Annotated in this window: 18 protein-coding genes; 7 read left to right on the forward strand and 11 right to left on the reverse strand. The window is 54.5% G+C overall.

Features of this window, described 5'->3' with window-relative positions; genetic code table 11:
* Positions 1-12 precede the first annotated feature (12 nt).
* Entirely contained in the window at positions 13-468 is a 456-nt protein-coding gene (locus NYE33_RS01800; RefSeq protein ID WP_039310540.1) for a hypothetical protein, read from the forward strand.
* Between the two features lie 146 nt (positions 469-614).
* Here NYE33_RS01800 and NYE33_RS01805 read toward each other — a convergent pair whose 3' ends face one another.
* The 3 genes from NYE33_RS01805 to NYE33_RS01815 form a co-directional block, all read right to left on the reverse strand.
* Complete coding sequence (locus tag NYE33_RS01805; protein WP_341064557.1) at positions 615-2,552, reverse strand: NAD(P)H-hydrate dehydratase; 1,938 nt, start codon at positions 2,550-2,552, stop codon at positions 615-617.
* Positions 2,553-2,754: 202 nt separating this feature from the next.
* Positions 2,755-3,387 carry an NAD(P)-dependent oxidoreductase gene (locus NYE33_RS01810; protein ID WP_042133097.1) on the reverse strand — a complete coding sequence of 211 codons (633 nt, stop codon included), beginning with the start codon at positions 3,385-3,387 and terminating at the stop codon, positions 2,755-2,757.
* A 51-nt stretch (positions 3,388-3,438) separates the two neighbouring features.
* On the reverse strand, positions 3,439-3,855 hold the full coding sequence (locus NYE33_RS01815) for a GNAT family N-acetyltransferase (protein WP_042133096.1): 417 nt from the start codon (positions 3,853-3,855) through the stop codon (positions 3,439-3,441).
* A gap of 271 nt (positions 3,856-4,126) precedes the next feature.
* Between NYE33_RS01815 and NYE33_RS01820 the strand changes: the two genes are divergently transcribed.
* A complete protein-coding gene (locus tag NYE33_RS01820; RefSeq protein WP_042133093.1) occupies positions 4,127-4,435 on the forward strand; it encodes a hypothetical protein in 309 nt (102 codons plus the stop codon).
* 127 nt (positions 4,436-4,562) lie between these two features.
* Here the strand turns inward: NYE33_RS01820 and NYE33_RS01825 are convergent, their stop codons facing one another.
* The 4 genes from NYE33_RS01825 to NYE33_RS01840 all read right to left on the reverse strand — a co-directional run bounded on the left by NYE33_RS01825 (position 4,563) and on the right by NYE33_RS01840 (position 8,050).
* Positions 4,563-4,784: a YezD family protein gene (locus NYE33_RS01825; RefSeq protein WP_039299580.1), complete on the reverse strand. Its 222-nt coding sequence runs from the start codon at positions 4,782-4,784 to the stop codon at positions 4,563-4,565.
* A 110-nt stretch (positions 4,785-4,894) separates the two neighbouring features.
* Positions 4,895-5,758: a sulfate ABC transporter permease subunit CysW gene (cysW, locus tag NYE33_RS01830; RefSeq protein ID WP_341064560.1), complete on the reverse strand. Its 864-nt coding sequence runs from the start codon at positions 5,756-5,758 to the stop codon at positions 4,895-4,897.
* Between the two features lie 204 nt (positions 5,759-5,962).
* Positions 5,963-6,814 (reverse strand): sulfate ABC transporter permease subunit CysT, encoded by an 852-nt coding sequence (cysT, locus tag NYE33_RS01835; protein WP_336101227.1) that lies wholly within the window; start codon positions 6,812-6,814, stop codon positions 5,963-5,965.
* Positions 6,815-6,928: 114 nt separating this feature from the next.
* Positions 6,929-8,050 (reverse strand): sulfate ABC transporter substrate-binding protein, encoded by a 1,122-nt coding sequence (locus NYE33_RS01840; protein ID WP_340990323.1) that lies wholly within the window; start codon positions 8,048-8,050, stop codon positions 6,929-6,931.
* A 461-nt stretch (positions 8,051-8,511) separates the two neighbouring features.
* On the opposite strand from NYE33_RS01840, the gene NYE33_RS01845 reads away from it, so the two are divergent.
* Positions 8,512-10,851, forward strand: a complete 2,340-nt coding sequence (locus NYE33_RS01845) for a poly(ethylene terephthalate) hydrolase family protein (RefSeq protein WP_341064561.1) — start codon at positions 8,512-8,514, stop codon at positions 10,849-10,851.
* Positions 10,852-11,092: 241 nt separating this feature from the next.
* Here NYE33_RS01845 and NYE33_RS01850 read toward each other — a convergent pair whose 3' ends face one another.
* Entirely contained in the window at positions 11,093-12,142 is a 1,050-nt protein-coding gene (locus NYE33_RS01850; RefSeq protein ID WP_341064562.1) for a lactonase family protein, read from the reverse strand.
* Between the two features lie 254 nt (positions 12,143-12,396).
* On the opposite strand from NYE33_RS01850, the gene NYE33_RS01855 reads away from it, so the two are divergent.
* The 3 genes from NYE33_RS01855 (at position 12,397) to NYE33_RS01865 (ending at position 14,730) form a co-directional block, all read left to right on the forward strand.
* The gene (locus tag NYE33_RS01855; RefSeq protein ID WP_036732764.1) at positions 12,397-12,657 is read left to right on the forward strand and encodes a GlsB/YeaQ/YmgE family stress response membrane protein; all 261 of its coding nucleotides are present in this window, start codon (positions 12,397-12,399) and stop codon (positions 12,655-12,657) included.
* 198 nt (positions 12,658-12,855) lie between these two features.
* On the forward strand, positions 12,856-13,362 hold the full coding sequence (locus tag NYE33_RS01860; protein ID WP_042133080.1) for a CcdC family protein: 507 nt from the start codon (positions 12,856-12,858) through the stop codon (positions 13,360-13,362).
* 405 nt (positions 13,363-13,767) lie between these two features.
* Positions 13,768-14,730 (forward strand): L-lactate dehydrogenase, encoded by a 963-nt coding sequence (locus NYE33_RS01865; RefSeq protein ID WP_341064564.1) that lies wholly within the window; start codon positions 13,768-13,770, stop codon positions 14,728-14,730.
* Between the two features lie 106 nt (positions 14,731-14,836).
* Here the strand turns inward: NYE33_RS01865 and NYE33_RS01870 are convergent, their stop codons facing one another.
* The 3 genes from NYE33_RS01870 to NYE33_RS01880 all read right to left on the reverse strand — a co-directional run bounded on the left by NYE33_RS01870 (position 14,837) and on the right by NYE33_RS01880 (position 20,022).
* Positions 14,837-16,831 (reverse strand): methyl-accepting chemotaxis protein, encoded by a 1,995-nt coding sequence (locus NYE33_RS01870; protein ID WP_341064566.1) that lies wholly within the window; start codon positions 16,829-16,831, stop codon positions 14,837-14,839.
* Between the two features lie 251 nt (positions 16,832-17,082).
* On the reverse strand, positions 17,083-19,407 hold the full coding sequence (locus NYE33_RS01875; RefSeq protein ID WP_076243555.1) for a heavy metal translocating P-type ATPase: 2,325 nt from the start codon (positions 19,405-19,407) through the stop codon (positions 17,083-17,085).
* Between the two features lie 453 nt (positions 19,408-19,860).
* The gene (locus NYE33_RS01880; protein ID WP_341068760.1) at positions 19,861-20,022 is read right to left on the reverse strand and encodes a hypothetical protein; all 162 of its coding nucleotides are present in this window, start codon (positions 20,020-20,022) and stop codon (positions 19,861-19,863) included.
* Here NYE33_RS01880 and NYE33_RS01885 point away from each other — a divergent pair.
* A complete protein-coding gene (locus tag NYE33_RS01885) occupies positions 19,948-20,946 on the forward strand; it encodes a cation diffusion facilitator family transporter (protein ID WP_341068568.1) in 999 nt (332 codons plus the stop codon). The two genes, NYE33_RS01880 and NYE33_RS01885, sit on opposite strands and share 75 nt — an antisense overlap.
* Positions 20,947-20,987 lie beyond the last annotated feature (41 nt).

Consider the following 20,987-nt stretch of genomic DNA (forward strand, 5'->3'; position numbering starts at 1 on the left):
GGATGTTAAGCGATGACCACACATAAGGATTATGATCTGCCTTCTGTCCGCCTGACTGCGGGCATGTACGCACTGACCAAGCTGTCGGCCGCCGGACTGACCTTTATTCTCGTTTCCCTGTTTATGCTCGGCCATGGCTACGAAGGCGGAGTACCGGATGGCTGGCCGGTATCGGTGCCGTATGCCATCTACGCTTACGGCTTACCGGCAGCGATACTTGCCGATGCCCTGCTGCGCATGTTCCGGTCCACTTCGCTCAGTCCGGCCCTGGTGTTATACGCCGTAGCCGGCTTTGGAGCCGGCCTGTGGCTGGCTTCTGAGCAAGGCGGCGATGCAATGACCAGCGGTCTTGCCGGACTTGTAGTGCTGCTGTTGTTCCGGTTCGCCCAGATTGCCGGCGAACGCTACCCGCTCCTGCTTCCCTTCTTCGCCTTGTTTATTCCGCTGCTCTGCCTGGTCTTGTTCTGATACAGTGCTTCCGCTGGCAGAGCTGTAACACTAATCCATTCAGGGCAGAGCAGTGCTACCCTTAGACTCGCACTGGCGCAGCAGAAGCGGCAGGATCACGGGTATGGTGTATAGATAATGAGCCGCAGCAGCTCCGGAGTTACGGTTCACAGCGCCTCAATAATATCCCCGGCGATCAAGGCCGCCGGGTTATCCCGTTTCCGGGCGGCACGTTCTCCCGCCAGCCCGTGGAGATAGACCCCAAAGGCTGCCGCCTGTGCAGTATCCAGGCCCTGGGCCAGCAGGCCGGAGATGATTCCGGTCAGCACATCCCCCGCGCCGCCGGTTCCCATACCCGGATGACCCGTGATGTTCACATAAGCCTGTCCTTCAGGCGTTGCTATTACTGTATGGGCTCCCTTAAGCACCAGGATTACGCCGTGCGCTGCGGCATAAGACAGCGCCAGTCCGATCCGGTCACGCTGCACCTGGGCCGTTGTAGTCCCTGCCAGCCGGGCCATCTCCCCGGGATGCGGGGTCAGAATTACCGGATGGCGGCGGGTCCAGGACCCGTAATCGGCATCCGCCAGTATATTCAGCGCATCCGCATCGAGAATCAGGGGAGACTCCGTCTCCTCCCAAAGCCTGCGGAGCCAATCCGTATCTCCTTCGAACCGGCCAAGACCGGGACCGACAGCTATACAATCGCGGCTTCCGCTTAGCTGCAGCACTTCGGCCGCCGTACCGGCATTCCATTCCCCGTCGCCGCCGGATACCGGGGCCAGCATCAGCTCAGGTGCGCAGCCGATCACATAGGGCAGCAGCTTATCCGGCAGCGCCCACGTCACCAGCCCGCAGCCGGCGCGCAGCGCAGCGCAGGCGCACAGCAGGCCGGCGCCGCTCATGCGCAGGCTTCCTGCTGCCAGCAGGACATGCCCGTAAGTGCCCTTGTGGCCTTCGGGCGAACGGCGGCGCGACACGTCGACCTGCAGACGTGTCCGCAGCACTTCCGGCGTCAGCAGGCTGACCGGGACGCCGCTCTCACGCGCCAGGGCAGCGGGGATGCCGATGGAGCGGACCACCACCTGCCCGGCTGCTCCGGCGCCGGGATACTGCAGCAGCCCGCGTTTGAGGAACGCGAGGCAGACGGTTACCGACGCATGAATGCAGGGCTCATGCGTCTCGCCCGTGTCCGCGTCCAGCCCGCTGGGGATGTCCGCGGATACAATAGGCCTGCCGCTGGCGTTCGCAGCGGCAATCAGCTCCGCATAGGCACCGCGCGGGGCGCCCGCGCTGCCTGTGCCGAGCAGCGCATCTACGATGCCGCTGCATGCGGCAAGGTCCACAGCATCCCTGCCGTAGACTGCAGCAGGGATGCCCATGGCTGCAGCGGCATCCCGCTGCAGCGCGGCTTCGCCGGCCAGCGACTCCGGCGCGGCCGCATACACCAGCGTGACGGCGATGCCGGCCTCACGCAGGTGCCTGGCGGCGGCGAGCCCGTCGCCGCCGTTGTTGCCTTTGCCGGCGAGGACGAGCCAGTGCTCGCCGCCGGCAGCGGTAAGCGTCAGCGCCGGGTCGGCGCTGACAGAGAAGCCCGGCGGCTGGACCGCCGGCCCGCCAGCCGCATAGCTCCGCGTTCCTTCGCCTCCGCCGCCCACCGCGCCCGCTCCATAGCTCTGCGTTCCTCCTCTTCCACCGCCCGCGCTGCCCACGGATCCTGCCCCGTAGCATCGCCCCTCTACATCCGTGCTCCCTATGCCGCCGCCCACGCCTGCCGCATAGCTCTGCGTTCCTTCGCTTTCACCACCGGCCAGGCCCGCTCCATAGCTCTGCGTTCCTCTGCCTCCGCCGCCCACCACGCCCGCTCCATAGCTCTGCCTTCCGCCGCCCACGCCGCCCACGGATCCTGCCCCGTAGCATCGCCCCTCTGCATCCGTGCTCCCTATGCCGCCGCCCGCGCCTGCCCCCCGCCGCCGGCACAATGCGATGACCTCCTCGGCAATCGCCCGCCCGGCGTTCTCCATCAGCGCAATTGCCGGAATTCCCAGCCGCTCAATCGTCTCGCGGTCGAATGCCCGCATCTCCTCCGCAGTTACCACATCCATAGCCAAGCCCCCCTTTAGTTGCTTCGATTGTACCCAGTACTATAGAATCAGGCAAATTGCAGACTTTGACACATCCTCATCCGGCTAAGGCGCCCGGAATGACAGCAAAAAGCCCTCCTGAGCGTTCAAGAGGACGGGCTTAAAGCTTACGAAGCCTGCATTCTAGGCCGCTTTATTTCCTGACAAGCTTAAACTGTAGCTATTAATACCCCACTGTAAAACGGGTCTTGCTGAAATTGCCTTCCTCCAGCTCATCGATAACCGCTACCGCGAAATCCTGGATGCTGATGCTGCTCCGCCCGTTCTCGTCCACAATTAGACGGTCCAGACCAATCCGGAACTGGCCGGTCCGGCGTCCGGCGCTAATGGCAGCAGGCGGACTCAGGTACGTGTAATCCAGCTCTGACCCTCTGTAGATTTCATAGGCATTGGCGTGAGCCGACGCAAGCGGACGGAAGTTCTCCGGGAAATCAGCCGTGTCCATCAGCCACTCCCCCGTTTCCGTCTTCAGGCTGCCTGCCCCGCCGATAACGATCAGGCGCTGGAGCCCGGCGGCACGCATCCCTGTCAGCAGGGAATCCGCCGCCTGCAGCAGATCATTCTCATGCCCCGGCGCCGGTCCGAATGCGCTGATAACCTCTTCATGTCCGTGCAGAGCTGCCGTTACCGTGGCCGGGTCCAGCAGGTCGGCTGCAACAACCTTAAGCCGGTCATGCTGAATACTGAAGGCTTCCGGTTTGCGGACGGCAGCGGTAACCTCATGTTTTCTTTTTAACGCTTCTTCTACAATCGCACTTCCGATCTTACCCGATGCACCAAATACTACGATATCCATTCTCTTGTTGCCTCACTTTCGTATTTGTTTGCAGCCCTGATCCTCTTTTCATCATGAACGCCGCAGGAACATCCCCTGAGAATCCGGCAGGACCGGTGCGAATCCATATTGGGCATACAGCCTGGAGGCTTCCCCGTCAGCAATGAGACTAATATACGCCTTGTCCGGCACGGTATCCAGAAACCGGCGGATTTCCCGCATAATTATTTTCCCCAGACCCTGCCCCTGAAAGGAAGGCTTCACGGCAATATCGGTCACCTGAAAAAAACAGCCCCCGTCCCCGATTACCCGTCCCATTCCAGCCAATATATCTCCTTCATACAAGGTTACAGCAAACGCGGAGCGGGGCAGCCCGATTCCGGCTCCCTCCACACTCATGGGACTAAGCCCGGCTTCCAGCCGCAGGGCCAGGTATTGCTCCACTGTTGGCAGCTCATGCCGGATATCCGGCTGCAATGTCTTGTCCATACATTATCCCCTCTTGTCATGATTATCCGCCTGCACGCGGACACTCCTGTTAACCTGTTACCAATATATATGACTGCAAGGTTTCGAGGCAAGGCAGCGCCTATCTTATCCGGAAAAATGAAACGTCCCGCCTCCCCCCGGCGTACAATTACTCAGAAATACAAACGGTTCTGCATCTGTTGCCGGCACAGGGTTATTCTTAGCCCGTATCCTTGGGTAAACTGTGGAATAGGATCTTTATAAGACTACTTGGAAGGCTGGTGGAGTTATTATGTCTCCGATAGGGAAATTATTCAAATGGGGAACTTTCGCTTATGAGGCTTTTCTGGCACTGCCGTTCATCGGCGGGGCATTTGTCGTAGCCAATGCCTGGGTACCGCTGGGGGTTGCTTTTCTGCTCCATGCCGTAGCTGTAATTATTCTGCTGAGAGAACGCGGATCTATCATCGGTAACGCAGTTGGTATCATCACCTCGGTGGTCGGTTTGATTCCTTTTGTCGGCTGGATTATGCATGCCATCACTGCCCTCATCCTGCTGGTGGAGGGAATCAGCGGATCACGGCGCAACACACGCTACTAAAGTAAAGCTTACACTAATGTCCCGGCATACAAAAGGGGTACCTCATTCAGCCATTTCCAGGCTTGTGAGATACCCCTTTTTTCTGTTCACGGAAATGTATGATCATTTATCAGTGCACTACAGATTGCTATCCTCGTCCCGCAGAACGGGAATCGGTCCGCCGGCTTCCGGTTTCTCCACTATAACGTGCATTTGCTGTGCTGTTCTCGAAACGTTTGCGCTCTGTGCGCTCCATCTGTACGATTTGACCTTCATGCACCACAATATGCAATGAGCCGAACTCCATATCGTCGAGAAGTTCCGTTATCCGCGCAAGCCATACCTCATCCACTTTCAGTGGTTTAGCCATTCTCCAGCCTCCCTTTCCCCGGACAGGGGAGTATCTCCGCCTAAATCCCGTTATTCCGTAATTACCACCTTGTATACTATGAATTAACTTAGCACGGACCCCAAGGACTGTCAATGAGCATTTTTACGTAAAAGCAGGCTCTTGACCATCATCGTCACCAGGGCCAGCAGGAGCAACAGGGAGGCAACGGCGAAGGATGCCGAAAATTGATATTCGTTGTACAGAATCTCGACATGAAGCGGCAGGGTATTCGTCTCTCCCCGGATATGCCCGGATACCACGGATACCGCGCCGAACTCCCCCATTGCCCGTGCATTACAGAGAATAATGCCGTACAGCAGACCCCACTTGATATTGGGCAGCGTCACGCGCCAGAAAATCTGCCAGCCGTGCGCACCTAGCGTAATGGCCGCCTCCTCCTCCTGTGTGCCCTGCTCCTCCATCAGCGGAATCAGCTCGCGCGCCACAAAAGGGAAGGTGATAAACAACGTAGCCAGCACAATACCCGGCAAAGCAAAAACAATCTTGATATCGTGATTGCTCAGCCAAGGACCGAACCAGCCATGCGAGCCGAATACCAGAATAAAGATCAACCCGCCAATTACCGGCGATACGGCAAATGGCAGATCGATCAGCGTAATCATAAAGCCCTTGCCGCGAAAACGGAACTTGGTCACTGCCCACGCCGCCGTTACACCAAAGATCGTATTCAGCGGAACGGTAATGGCCGCGACCAGCAGGGTCAGCTTCAGCGCCGAGGCGGCATCCGGATCGGTCAGCGCAGCCCAGTAGACATCCAGCCCCCGCTTCAGCGACTCCACCAGCACGATAATCAGCGGCAGGGCAATCAGCCAGAGCAATACAAGTCCGGCAAGGGAAATGAGCACCCATTTCACCGCTTTGGATTCAGTCGTCCGGGGGGACGACACGCTTTTTCGCGGCGCGGGGACATGTAAGGGAACCGTACCGGCCATTTTTATTCCTCCTAAAGTTTTGTTAGCTTAGGCATCCTGAATCTGCTTCGTACAAAACTAACTTCGGAAGCATTCGCTTAAGTTTTATGGAACCTCCGCTCCTCGATAAACATCGCAATATAACTCGCTTCGGAAGCACTCACTTAAGTTTTATGGATCATAGGCCATCTTGAATGGCCGCCGTTGTCCGGATCTCCTGAATCCTTAACGCGAGCTCTTCCGCGCCCAGTGCTGGAGGCTGTTGATGACCAGCAGCATCAGGAAGGAGATTAGCAGCAGCAGCAGCGCCACCGCTGTTGCTCCGGCATAATCGAACTGCTCCAGCTTGGACATGATGAGCAGCGGAGCAATCTCCGTACGCATCGGCATATTGCCGGAGATAAATACAACGGAGCCGTATTCGCCGATGCCCCGGGCAAAAGCCAATGCAAAGCCCGTAAGCAGCGGCGGGAACAGCTCCGGCATAACAATCCGCACGAAGGTCCGCCAGCGTCCCGCTCCCAGCGTGGCCGATGCCTCTTCCATATCCCTGTCCAGATCCTCCAGCACGGGCTGAACCGTGCGGACCACAAAGGGAATGCCGATAAACATCAGCGCCAGCGTAATGCCAAGCGGCGTGAAGGCTACCCGGAGGCCCAGCGGCTCCAGCAGGGAGCCGATCCAGCCGTTCTGGGAATAAAGTGCGGTCAGTGACACACCCGCTACAGCTGTAGGGAGCGCGAACGGCAGATCGATCAGGGCGTCGAATAGCCTTTTGCCCGGAAATTCATAGCGTACCAGCACCCAGGCCAGCAGCAGCCCCAGAACAGCATCGATCAGGGCTGCAGCTGCCGCTGTACTCAGACTGACCCGATAGGAGGCCAGGACACGGGCATCCGTAGCCACATCCCAGAACTTAGCCCAGCTGAGTCCCGTCGAATTGAAGAGCAGCGCTGACAGCGGCAGCAGAACGACAAGACTCAGATACAATACGCTGAACCCCATCGTAATTCCGAAACCCGGCAGAAGCCTGCGCCGTGACACAGCCCCCGCAGCAGCTTTAGTGGTGACATTCATTTGCCCATTCATCCTTTCCTGCCTTCGGCTCGTTGGCCGATCAGCAACCGGGCGGGACCCCGCCTGCAAAATTCGCCTTACCTGTTCTGCTCAGCTCCATCCCGGAACTGGCTATCAGCTGCCCGGCACGTAGATTTTGTCGAAGATTCCGCCATCATTAAAGTGCTTCTCCTGGGTTTCCTTCCAGGTTCCGAATTTGTCCGCCAGTGTGAACAGCTTGATCTCAGGGAATTGGTCCTTGTACTGTTCCTTCACACTTTCCAGAGTCGGGCGGTAATAGTTCTCGGCGGCGATTTTCTGGCCTTCCTCGGTGTACAGGTATTTCAGATAAGCATCTGCGACCTCACGGGTGCCTCTCTTGTCGACAACTTTATCCACCACGGCTACCGGCGGCTCGGCCAGAATGCTCTCCGACGGATTTACAATCTCGAATTTATCCGGACCCAGCTCCTTGATCGACAGGTAGGCTTCATTCTCCCAGGCGATCAGCACGTCACCGATTCCGCGTTCCACGAAGGTAGTTGTAGAGCCGCGCGCCCCGGTGTCCAGTACGGGTACATTTTTGAACAGCTTCTGTACGAACTCCTGAGCCTTGGCTTCATCGTTATTATTCTGGTCAAGCGCATATCCCCAGGCTGCCAGGTAGTTCCAGCGCGCACCGCCGGAAGTCTTAGGGTTCGGAGTGATCACTTCTACATCGTCCTTGAGCAGATCCGGCCAGTCCTTGATGCCTTTCGGGTTGCCTTTACGCACAAGGAATACGATGGTGGAAGTATACGGGGAGCTGTTATGCTCATATTTACTCTGCCAGTCCGCGCCGATAAGACCCGTTTCCTGAAGAGCATCAATGTCATATCCGAGCGCCAGCGTAACTACATCTGCTTCCAGACCGTCGAGTACAGCCCGGCTCTGCTTGCCTGATCCGCCATGCGATTGCTTGATCGTAACCTTCTGGCCTGTCTCTTGCTCCCAGTAAGCGGCGAATGCCTTGTTATAATTCTCATATAGTTCACGTGTAGGGTCGTAGGACACATTCAGCAGCTCGACCGGATCTTTGGCTGGGGCCTTTGTTGCCTCCGGTGTAGCCGCCGTATTCGCAGCCGCCTCTGTTGCTGCCGGAGCTTCTGTTGCCGCGCCTGCACTGTTCCCTCCATTGTTGTTGCCGCAAGCAGTAAGCCCTGCCGTCAATAATAGTGTGAAACCGGCGATAAGCCCCTTCTTGATCCCTTTCTTCATCACAAACCACTCCCCCATAATGTTCTTGTAATTGCATTATCATTGTGAATTTCTTGTTGGTCGGATTTCCGTCAAAAAAAGACGCAGGAAAGCCCACTTGTGGCTGGTCAAACCGGTCCTATGGACGCGTATCTGCGAGCCTGAAGCAGGCGTTCCTCCGTCTGTACGGTAAGAACTTATTTGATTATTCCTACCCATTTAGTAGGTTATACAGACATAATACTGAAAGCCCTGCGCGCTGTCAAACCTTTTTTTCAATTTGGATGAAAGATGGCTCTATTCCGCCCGGCGGCAGCAAGTGGCGGCCGTTCCTGTAAGACCCACTTGTTATTGATGTCTTAAAGTAATATTATTGCTACATCTTATAGGTCAAATTACTAGATATAAGTTGAATTACTAGAGATGAGTTCTGCCGGATTTCTGCAGCCTCTATTTGCCACAAATTGTCGGGGGAAACTATCATGGGAATGGATTTGGAGTATGTACCCGCACCGCAGGGACCACGCCTGCATAGGCGCATACTCAGAGAAATGGGAAGACGCAGCTTAGAAACGTACCGGTACGATACAGCATTATGGAGGATTGCGCTCTGCGGTCCTTGGATTCTATGTATTCTGGCTTTTACTATAGCCGTTATGGGCATCCCTACAGGGCTTGGGAGCGCAGCGGATATTATACTGGCTGCCGGCGCGGGAACCCTTGTAATGGCGCTGGCCGGCAACCTGCTGGCTGTACTGCTCTCCTTAACCGGACTGCGCATTCCGCGGCTGTTCACGGGCTCTTGGCTCAGTGCACTGAGCGCCGTGCTGCTTATTCTGTATTACGCCGATCTGGAGCTTGAGGCTGCAGCAGCCATCGCTGGTATCACAGCTTTGGCCGGGGGGCTGGGAGGTCTTGCAGCCGGTCTGCTGCGGACGCGGAGAACCCTCACCGGCGGGCTTCTGGCAGCGGTTCTTGTCCTGACCCCCTTGGCACTGGCCTATGGGACGGGAAGCAGCCCTGCTCCCTCCCCATCGGTTAAGACATTGGCTGCGGATGGAGAGGTTCTTCCTGCGGCGGCGGCTGATCCCGGACAGCCGGGGGACTATACGTTCCACAGCTTCACCTATGGGAGCGGCCAGGACCTGCACCGTACAGAGTATGGCGCGGATGCCGCGCTCCTCTCTGCTTCTGTGGATGCTACGGAATTCATCAAATCATGGCCTGCGCTGCGTACCTTATTCTGGGGATTCGATCCCGGAGCGCTTCCTCTGAATGCCCGGGTCTGGATGCCTGACGGTGACGGGCCTTATCCCCTCGTGCTTATGGTGCATGGCAACCATATGATGGAGGATTATTCCGAGGGCGGATACGCCTATCTCGGGGAACTGCTGGCCAGCCGGGGATTTATCGCCGTCTCGCTGGATGAGAACTTCCTGAATTATTCTGCGTGGTCCGGCATTCCGGATAATGACTTCCAGGTGCGGACCTGGATGATTCTGAAGCATCTGCAGCAGATCGCAAGCTTCGCGGAGCAATCCGGCACACCCTTCTATCAGAAGGTCGATTATGACCAGACTGCATTGCTGGGCCATAGCCGCGGCGGTCAGGCTGTAGCCATGGCTGCGGATGCCTCGCGCTGGTTCACCGGTGATCCGGCACTGGCGGCAACGAAGCAGTTCAACATCACTTCCGTTATTGCGCTGGCTCCTACGGATAAAGCCATTGACAGCAAACAGGCCAGTCTGGTGGATGTGAACTATCTGACGCTGCAGGGCGCCCGTGACGGCGATGTGCATGACTTCTACGGGGACCGGCAGTATATGCGTGCTTCCTACACCGGCAGCACTCCGGCTTTCAAAAGCTCGCTCTACATTGCCGATGCCAATCACAGCCAGTTCAACACAGACTGGGGGCTGTTTGACCAGGCACTGCCGACGGGGCTGTTCCTGAAACGTACAGATATAATGGATGGTGGTGACCAGCGGCAGATTGCCAAGGTCTATGTCTCTGCATTTCTGGAGACTACGCTGAACGGGAAGAAGGAATATCAGCAATTGTTCCGTGATTACCGCAGCGGTGCGCAGTGGCTGCCGGATACCGCCTATTATAACCGGTTCCAGAGCGGGACTTACCTTACGGTAGCGAACTACGAGGAAGACCGCAAAAGAAATACGGTGAAGGGCGGCACTGCCACTGCTGAAGGCCTCACCTGGAGCGAAGAAGCAGCCAAGGACCGCGAGTCCAAGAATAAACCTTCATACGGTATTCTGCTGGAGCGCGGCAGCACCGCTCAGAACCAGGCTGGAGCTGGTGATGCGGATGCTGGTGCGGATGCGGTTGAAGCCTCCTACAAGATTAAGCTTAGTGAATCACTCACCCGTAATCTTGCCGCTTCCGCCGCAGAGGGCTTAGCCTTCTCCTTGGCTAACCTTAATTCCGACGCTGATGACGCAGAGGATGCGGCTGCACCCTCTGCGGGCGCTCTCTCCCCCGATGTGGAGGTGGAGCTGACCGACAGCAATGAGGTCACGGCACGGCTGCCCCTGGATGAGGTAATGGAGATTCTGCCATTGCCCCAGACCGAATTCACGATCAGCCCATGGCTGGAGGAGCGGATCAGCGACGGCAAGTTCGGCGACCGCTCGGAAGCCGTCTTCCAGACCTATGAGCTGCCCTTTGAGCTGTTCCTTGAAGAAGAGCCAGCGCTTGATCCGGACAAGCTGACCGAAATCACCTTCTACCTGCAAGGGGAAGATGACAAGATTATGCTGGATGACATCGGCTTCTATGAGCGGGATGACCAGCTGGGGATGCAGTAAAGAGCATACTCAGATGATAAAATTACTGTTCCGTGTGACTTGTGCCACAAGGGTATATAATGAGCCCAAACGAAGAACGTCCCAGACTGCCAGCGGGCAGAGGGACGTTCTTTTGGCGTGAACCCGGAAAAGGCAAATCCTTATTCTTATTCTTAAGCCCACTTTCTATAGATAAGTCCATTGGCTTAAATGTTGTATGAATTACAACTTAGATCCACAGATGGCGGCGTAATCCGCTCTATCAAACAGCCACTACACAGACCGGAGACGGAATCTCCAGTTCATTACCTGTAGGAATCAGCCGGCCGCTCTCACTGTCGATCCTGAAGGATACGATATTGCCGCTGTTCTGGTTAGCAGCGAGCAGCATGCCGCTGATAATGGCGAAATTCCGCGGTGTCCGGCCGCCGGAGATGACCCAATCCTCCGCTTCCAGCAGACCTGTCGCATTATCAATATGGAACAGGGCGATGCTGTCATGTCCCCGGTTCGATACGTACAGGTATCTTCCGCATGGGGAGACGTGAATATCCGCCGCTGTATCATCACTTCCGGCCGTGTAATGCTCAGGAAGCGAGCTGACATTCTGCAGGATCTTGAGGTTGCCCTGCTGCTCGTCATCCGCAAATACGGTAACCATATTATTCAATTCATTCACCAGATAGATCCATTGCCGTGAAGGATGTACAGCCAGATGACGCGGCCCCGAGCCCGGCGGCAGATCCACTTCGCGGTGGGTGACCAGCTTGCCCTCCTCCACGCGGTAGAACACAATCTGATCCAGTCCGAGATCGCAGACCAGCACATGATCCCCGGTTTTATCGGGAATAACGGAATGCGGATGAGGCGCATCCTGACGGTCTGCACGGATTCCTGAACCTTCATGCTTAACCTGGGAGGACATGTCCTGCAGCGAGCCGTCACTGTTCAGCGGGAATACATTCACATTTCCTCCCGTATAATTAGATACGAATATGTAATCTCCTTGCGGAGCCACGGAAACATAACACGGCGCACCGCCTCCGGTAGCTCTGCTGCCCAGCGGGCGCAGCGCTTTGCTGCCGGATTCAATGGCGTAGGCGTGCACCTGGCCTTCATCCTGTTCACTTACCGCATATAATACGGTTCCCGCTGCATTTACAGCCAGATAGGAGGGATTCTCAATTCCGCGGGTGCCGCCCATAATTCTCATTTCGCCCGTTTCCTTATCCAGCGCCCCCAACAGGATGGCTTCTTCCTTCTCACTACTATAGGTTCCGATATAGAACAACACTTCATTAGGCTGGTGCATGGCAACGGCTCCTTTATTGTATAGTGTACAAATATATAACCTGCATAGCGGTGTTTTCACTCAGCTGATCTCCGCAAAATTTACTATAACATGTTTATGTACCCAAGACATTACCAGGCTTAAACAGCATAAATATGGATACAATAGAATACTAATTCTAAGTGTGCAAGCAATATTTGACACTTGGTTTAAACGTCTTGCAGAAGGTTAATAGTAACCATCGAAGATAACAAACACAAAGGAGCTGAAGAATAATGAGTTTATTATGGATGTTGATTGTTGGTGGCGTGATTGGTTGGCTGGCTGGCCTGATTATGGGCAGAGATATTCCGGGTGGCATTATCGGCAACATTATCGCCGGTATTCTGGGTTCATGGCTCGGCGGCATGCTGCTGGGAAGCTGGGGACCTAAGATCAGCGACTACTATGTCTTCCCTTCATTGATTGGTGCCGTAGTTCTGATCTTCATCGTCAGCCTGATCCTGCGTTCGGTTGGCGGACGTAGCCGTTCTTAAGCCCTATGGCAGCATTCATAGCTGAAGCTGCTGAAATACACTTATCAAGCAAACCCGCCAGGGTTAACCCTGGCGGGTTTGCTGTGTGGGCCATCCAGGGGCCGCCTTCACCACGGCCGGTGATCCATTCTGAATTGGATCTTTTTTCTGCTATAATGAAGAAATAAGTGACCCAAATCACAGAGAGGAAAGTGAATCATGGGCAATATCAACCCCTCACTTCTGCATGTGGGCTCCACGCTGGGAGCCGTGTTCATGGCGCTGATGGTTATTTTTATCCGCCTGAAGGCTAGTGCCCGTCCGGTAACCGTCCGCAAAATATGGATTCCGCCGCTTGGCATGTCCACCGGATTCGCCATGTTTGTAGTCCCGGAAGTCAGATTTCCCTGGTGGTGGGCTGTTGCAGCTTTCCTGGTCGGCTGGTTTATCTTCGCCTATCCGCTAATGCGCAGCACCCGGTTCGAGGAACGGGAAGGACAGATTTATGCCCAGCGCTCCAAGAGCTTCGCCTTCATTCTGCTTGGACTGCTGCTGATCCGCACCCTTCTCCATGAGTTTATCAATCAATATGTATCCGTCCCGCAATCCGGCGGATTATTCTTTATTCTGGCCTTTGGCATGATTCTCCACTGGAGAGTGTTCATGTATAAGCACTACACCCGGATGCTGCCTGCAGAGGCCCAAATACCACAGACCAGAGGGTAAGCAGGATACATACATCCTGGACAGCAGGGTGGAAACGGCTTTGCCGTCTTGTTCAAAGAGCGGCCACGTTTCAGCGGGAAGTATAAGGATGATTCGTGGAATGACACACATCCTTATATTCACAAACAGGGGGTGTCTCAAACAGCCATGATCATGACTGCTTGGGACATCCCCTTTCATATTTAATAGGCGCCGGGCTTTCTGCATGGTTCTTAACAGCCCGGATCACATAATAATTATAGCAGTGAAGCAGTATAAGGCTGGACCGCCATATTTCTAACCTCCGATGTCAATTGTGTCGAAAAACGGGCAGGCGACGCATGACTTTTTCAACTTCATGTCAGGTAACTTCCAATAAGATCAGTTAGAATAAAAGCATACTTCTAGAGAGTGGGGACAAGGCAATTGAAAAGTAAATCGAGAAAAGTGGCAATCGTCGGCTCTGGTATGGTAGGTTCCAGCTGCGCCTACTCCATGGTTAATCAGGCCATCTGCGATGAGATCATGATGATCGACCGCACCTACGACCGTGCCATGGCACAAGCGCTTGACCTCTCGCACTGCATGGATTTCACCGGAACACGTACTAAGGTGTACGCAGGCACCTCCAGCGATTGCGCCGGGATGGATGTCGTCATTCTGACGGCAGGCGCCAATCCCAAACCAGGGCAGACCCGGCTGGATGTGCTGGATGCCGCCGCTGTTATTACCAGGGAGATTGTTACCGAAATTATGGCTGGAGGTTTCGACGGTATCTTTGTCGTAGCCGCGAACCCCGTTGATATTGTCACCTATATGGTATGGAAAATATCCGGCCTGCCGCGGCACCGGATCATCGGCACCGGTACCTCGATTGATTCTTCCCGCCTGAAGACGCTGCTGTCCGAGGTATTCACCATCGATCCGCGCAGCGTCAACGGATACGCACTCGGCGAGCACGGGGAATCCCAGTTCGTGGCCTGGTCTCATGTAACGATCGGCGGCAAGCCGCTTCTGCAGATCATGGAACAGCACCGCGAGCGTTTCAGCAGCCTGGACCTTGAGGATATCGCCCGAAAGACGAAGGATGCCGGCTGGGAGATCTTCACCCGCAAAGGCTCCACGCATTTCGGGATCGGCAGTGCACTGGCCTACATCACGCGCTCCATTCTGAATGATGAGCACAAAATCATCGCCGTTTCGGCGATTCTGGACGGCGAGTACGGGCAAAGCGGCGTCTGCGCAGGTGTACCGGCCATTATTGGCAGCGGCGGTATCCAGGAACTGCTGGAGCTGAACCTCAGCGATGCTGAAATGGCGAAATTCGCAGCCTCATGCAGCATTATCCGCGGCGGAATTGAGAGTCTGCAGCTGGAAGAAAAGCTGTAAGCCTGACCTTGCGTCTGCGGATTGATTCATTAAACAGCAAACACCCCTCTGCTTCACACACGGTAACCCGTGCGGCAGAGGGGTGTTTTTTTATTGCAACCAGCCCTTAATGGAACTTCTCAATCTCGCTCCGCAATTCGGACATCAGCCCATTTAGAGATTCAGCCGAGGTTACAACCTTACCCATCAGATTCCGCTGTTCAGTTGAAGCCTCTGCAACCATCTCGGCACTTTCCGCAGAATCCCTTGCAATGATCAGCATATCAGAGATGGAAGCCGTAATCTCTTCCGTCCCGGCCGACATTTGCTCGTTGATGGCAGATACATCCTGAATCTGCAAGGAAACCTCGCGGATGGAAGAACGGATATGGTTGAACGATTCGCCCACATTTTTCATTTTCCCCATACCGTCACCGATTTCAACTACGCTCTTCTCCATAGAGACCGCAGCATTCTTGGTGGATTCTTGAATCTGGCGGATCAGTTCAACAATGTTCACGATGGCTCCGCCCGTGCGCTCAGCCAGCTTCTTCACTTCGTTCGCTACAACTCCGAAGCCGCGCCCGTGCTCGCCTGCTCTGGCAGCTTCAATAGAAGCATTAAGCGATAATAACCCCGTCTGATTGGAGATTTCCGAGATCACATCCACGATCTGTCCAATCTGCTCTGATTGACCGGTCAGGTTGTTGATCAGCTCTGAAGTCTTCCCCGCAGTAGTGCTGATTACTGTCATCTGCTCAAGTGTAGCCTGGATCTCCAGATAACCGTTCTCTACCTCGGTACTGACCGTTTCCGCCTGATCTGATACACTGACCGAGGATTCGGCAATTCTCTGCAGTCCGATAGCCATCTCTTCTGTGGCTCTTGCCGCCTGCTCCGAACCTCTGAATTGCTCCTCCATGCCCCTTGCTACTTCCTGGACCACGGTCTCGATCTCCGCCGAAGTATTGGAGGTCTGATTGGCATACTTCAGCACACCTTCTCCAGAGACAGCCACTTGGGCGACTGTAGCATCGATTTTGCCGACAATTCCGGCCAGGCTTGCGATCATATCATTGATGCTCTGGCTCATCTGGCCAATCTCATCTCCCGAACGCACTGCTACCCGTTCACTCAGATGACCCTCTGCCACCCGTCTCATTACACCGGAGATCGCTACTATCGGCTTCACAATCAAGCGGGTAAGATACAGGGAAATACCGATAACAACGAGCATAACTATAACAACGAATATCAGGGAGATGGTCTGGGCCGAAGTTACTTTGGCTGTAATCTCACTCTTTGGAACGCTGATCAGCAGCTTCCAGTCTGTGCTGGGGATCGTACGGAAATAGGTGATGACCTGCTTCCCGTCTTCGCCCTTGTAGGTCTCCGAACCCTTGTCGTTTGCCAGTATATTTTTGTAGGCTTCCTTCATTTCCGGCGTTCCGGCATAGTCCGCAATGTTCTTCCCGATCCGGTCCGGATCCGAAGAGGTATAATAATTACCTTGTCCTGAAATCACATATCCATAACCGGTTTCGGCTACATGGATGTTCTTGCTCATCTCCGTCAAAATATCAGGTGTTACCGAGAAGGCGATGCCTCCGGCGAATTGATTGTCTTTGTCCACTGCCGGAACGAAGACCGGAATGATATTTTTATTCAGCTGCTCCAAAAAAGACATATCGGCTACAGCCGGTGCATGGCTCGTCTTGGCTTCCTGGAAATACGCCTCTCCGCTGACATCGGCGGTAAGATTAAGGGAATTCGACAATATCCCTTCCTTATTAATGACACTGTAGCCTTCGGACTGTCTGTCGCTGTCTTCCAGCACCTTGACTACCGGGAATATAGTGGCCGGCTGTGCAGTGTCGAATTCAGGATGCATGGCCATCAGTTCCTGTACCGCAGATGTTTTGGAGTTTATCCATTCATCGATTCGTGTAGTATTCATCTCCAGGATACTCTCAGCCAGCTCCTCACTGTCCGCCCGGGTCACGCCCCCAAAGTATTGCATGAAAAAGAGGGTTGCTCCCAGCAGAGGTACAATGGCCACTGCTAAAATGACCAACGACCACTTTTTCTGCAGAGAACCTGTTTTTCCATTGTTTGCATTCATTTTCATTTTTGACCACAAGCCTGCCTTCTTCACCGAATGTCCCCCCAGAAAACCGTTGTAATCTTCCATATGCTGTAAATATATAATGATATATCGGCATAAATAGACAAAAAACATTATACATCCAATAAAAAATAAGCCTCAGGACCCAAAATTTAGGATCATGATGACTTATTTTTTCATAATTATTTCGTAATTTATAAATCAGAATCCGGCAATAGTAGTGAATTTATAAATATGGCAGCTGAGCATTATCCTGATTTCGGAGGCTGCAATGCACGCATACTGTTGAGCACGGCAAGCACGGTTACCCCGACATCGGAGAATACGGCCTCCCACATGGTGGCAATTCCGAACGCTCCCAGCAGCAGGAAGACGGCCTTGACCCCCAGCGCAAAAATAATATTCTGCCACACAATGGTCCGCGTGCGCTTGGCAATGCCGATAGCGGCGGCAATCTTCGAGGGTTCATCCGTCATTATTACAATGTCTGCCGCTTCAATGGCCGCATCGGAGCCAAGTCCGCCCATGGCGATCCCGACATCGGCTCTAGCCAGCACCGGAGTATCATTAATTCCGTCTCCGACAAAAATAATCTTCTCCTTCGGTCCCTTCTCCCGCTCCAGCCGTTCAATCGCTTCGACCTTATCTCCGGGCAGCAGCTCCGCATGAATCTCCTGAATGCCCAGCTGTCTGCCGACGGACTCGGCTACAGATGCAGCATCGCCGGTCAGCATGACGGTCTTGCGGATTCCCAGCGCGCTCAGCTCCTGGATGGCCCGCTGTGCATCCTCTTTCACTTCATCCGCAATAACGATATAACCTGCATACTGCTTATCGACAGCAATATGAACCACTGTGCCGCTCTGCTGCGGGATAGGGCTTGCAATCCCCTCCCGTTCCATCAGCCTTGCATTCCCGGCGAGCACTGCCTTGCCTTCGACTGTGACAGCAATGCCGTGGCCGGAAATTTCATTATAGTCCGTGATGGCTTCTCCAGGGATTACCTCCCCGTAAGCAGAGCGGATCGATTCGGCAATCGGATGACTGGAATGGCTCTCGGCATAAGCGGCAATCCGCAGCAATTCCTGCGGGGTGAATCCTTCCGCCGGATAATTCCCGGTCACGCTGAATTGCCCTTTGGTCAAGGTTCCCGTCTTATCAAATACAACAACCTTCACATCATTTAATGCTTCCAGGAAATTGCTGCCCTTGACCAGAATCCCGTTCCGCGAAGCAGCCCCGATACCGCCGAAGAATCCGAGCGGGATCGATACCACAAGCGCACATGGACAAGAAATAACAAGAAAGACGAGCGCACGGTATATCCAGTCCGAGAACGTGGCTCCGCTGAGTACCAGCGGCGGAACCACCGCCAGCAGCAGGGCTGTTATCACTACTACCGGCGTATAGGCACGGGCGAATTTCGTGATGAAGTTCTCTGTCTTCGCTTTATTATTGGTCGCATTCTGCACCAGCTCCAGAATCTGCGAGACTGCCGATTCGCCGAAATCCTTGGTCACCTCAATGGTAACCACACCATTGCGGTTAATGAATCCGCTCAGCACCTGGCTGCCCGGCTGGGTTGACCGGGGTACGGATTCACCGGTCAGCGCCGAGGTATCCATCATCGCGCTGCCTTCCAGAATGATGCCATCCAGCGGTACCTTCTCGCCCGGCTTAACCACGATGCTGTCTCCAACTGCTACCTCTTCCGGCGAGACCTTGCGCAGATTACCGCCTTCCTTCAAGTAGGCAAATTCCGGCCGGATATCCATCAGCGCTGTAATCGAACGGCGTGAACGGTTCACCGCCATCCCCTGGAACAGCTCACCTACCTGATAGAAGAGCATAACCGCAACGCCTTCCGGATACTCTCCGATGGCAAAAGCCCCGATGGTCGCCAGCGCCATCAGGAAATTCTCATCAAACACCTGGCCGCGGATAATATTCCGCGCGGCAGACCAGACTACCTCACCGCCCACGATAAGATACGCTGCCAGGAAGATTAACAGTTCCGCGATTCCACTGACCGGGAGGAACATCCCGGCAGCAGCCAGAACGGCTCCACCGGCCAAACGCAGCAGGATTCTGCGCGTACCGCCTTCCCCGTGCTCATGGCTGTGGCCGTGACTGTGGTCATGACCGTGCTCAGCGGCAGAGGGATGACTATGGGTATGCTCCGCAGCCGCATGGGCATGACCGTGTATGTCATCCTGGGCATGACTATGCGGCTCTCCGCCCGGATGGTCATGCTCTTGACCCTGAGTAGCTACGCGGCGTACCTGGCCTGGGCTGCCAGCAGCCAGCGGCTTCTTGACCGCCCGCGAAGCGGTGACTTCACGCAGCTTCACATGCGGTTCAAGTGCAGTGACAGTATGCTGCGCCTGTTCAGCTACTTCTTCTGCAGCAGAAGCAGCGGTCTCCAGCGTCATGGTCTTCATCGCAAAGTTCACGGAACAGGAAGATACCCCTTCGATCTTCTTGACCTTATTCTCAATCTTCATGGCGCAATTCGCGCAGTCCAGACCCTCGAGTACCCATTTACGCTTCACATTACCTTGTACCGTATTCAAATGACTCATCTCCCTTGGTAAAACCTATATATGAGTATTTGTTCATATGTTAACTTACACATATTATATTCCCCTGAAACTTACAGTGTCAATGCACCTCGCGCATAGTTTTTGGCTTTTTCATGAAAAATAACAATTCAAACAACGTTAAATAAAACTTATATAGCTTGAATTGGAGAAGATGCGGCATACCTGTAATTGAAGCGATAGGGATTTATTGCGACAACTAGCTCTGAAACGAAAATAAACTTGCTGCAAACCCTTGTAAATTACCTTCAGACGTCATAATATTAACATATGAGCAATCATTCATATGTTAACTGAAAAGAGGTTTTACCCATGAATCATTCTAAAAATTCCGGCACGACAACGCAGAATGGGGCACCTGATGGTAAGGATTCGGGGCATTCGGGGCATTCGGGCCATTCAACCCACTCAGACTACTCAAATCAATCAGAGCAGCACCAGCACAGCGAGCACGGGAACGGCAGAGACCTGCACAGCGGGCATCAGCACAGTGAGCATGAGAACGGCGGAGACCTGCACAACGGGCATCAGCACAGCGAGCATTGGAACGGCAAAGACCCGCACAACGGGCACAAGGCTGCGGATCATTCCCACTCACACTCACACTCACACTCACACTCACACTCACACTCTCATTCTCATGCACCGGATAATAAGAAAGGTCTGCTGATCGCCTTAATTATCACCGGCGGCATTATGTTTCTCGAATTCTTCGGCGGCCTTGTCACCGGCAGTCTGGCCCTGTTATCTGACTCCGGGCATATGCTTAGCGATACCGCCTCGCTGGCACTGAGTCTGGTTGCGATGATTATTGCCGCGAAGCCGCCGTCATCGAAGAACTCCTACGGGTTCTTCCGGTTTGAGATTATGGCAGCCTTGTTCAACGGGGTGACACTGTTTGTTATCGCCGGCTTTATTATGTGGGAGGCGTACCAGCGCTTCTTCTCGCCTCCGGCTGTTGCCAGCGGAACCATGATGGTGATTGCCGCTGTCGGACTGCTGGCCAATCTCATCAGCGCCTGGTCGCTGATGCGCAAGAGCGAAGCTAAAGACAACATCAATATCCGGAGCGCTTATCTGCATATTATGGGCGATGCCCTCGGCTCCGTCGGCGCCCTGATTGCCGGCCTTATCATGAATCTGTTCTCCTGGTACGTCGCAGATCCTATCATCAGCGTGCTGGTTGCCCTTCTCATCCTGCGCAGCGCCTGGGGCGTTATCAGACAGGCCTTTCATATTCTTATGGAAGGTACTCCGCTCACGGTGAATATACGTGATGTGCAGGAAACATTGCTGGGAATCGAAGGGGTCCTTGATGTGCATGACCTGCATATCTGGACGATTACCTCCGGATTGGATGCACTCAGCGGCCATCTGCTGATCGGGGATCATACTGACCACCAGCAGGTGCTGCAGCAGGCACTTAAGGTTGTGGAAGACAAATTCGGCATTCACCACACTACCCTGCAGATTGAGAATACTTCCTTGAAGCATAGGGAGCTTCCTGTGTAATTGCGAGGCTTTTGCCGGACAGGGCATAATTGTTGTACGTA

Source organism: Paenibacillus sp. FSL R10-2199, from assembly GCF_038000235.1.
Taxonomy (GTDB): domain Bacteria; phylum Bacillota; class Bacilli; order Paenibacillales; family Paenibacillaceae; genus Paenibacillus_AQ; species Paenibacillus_AQ phytohabitans.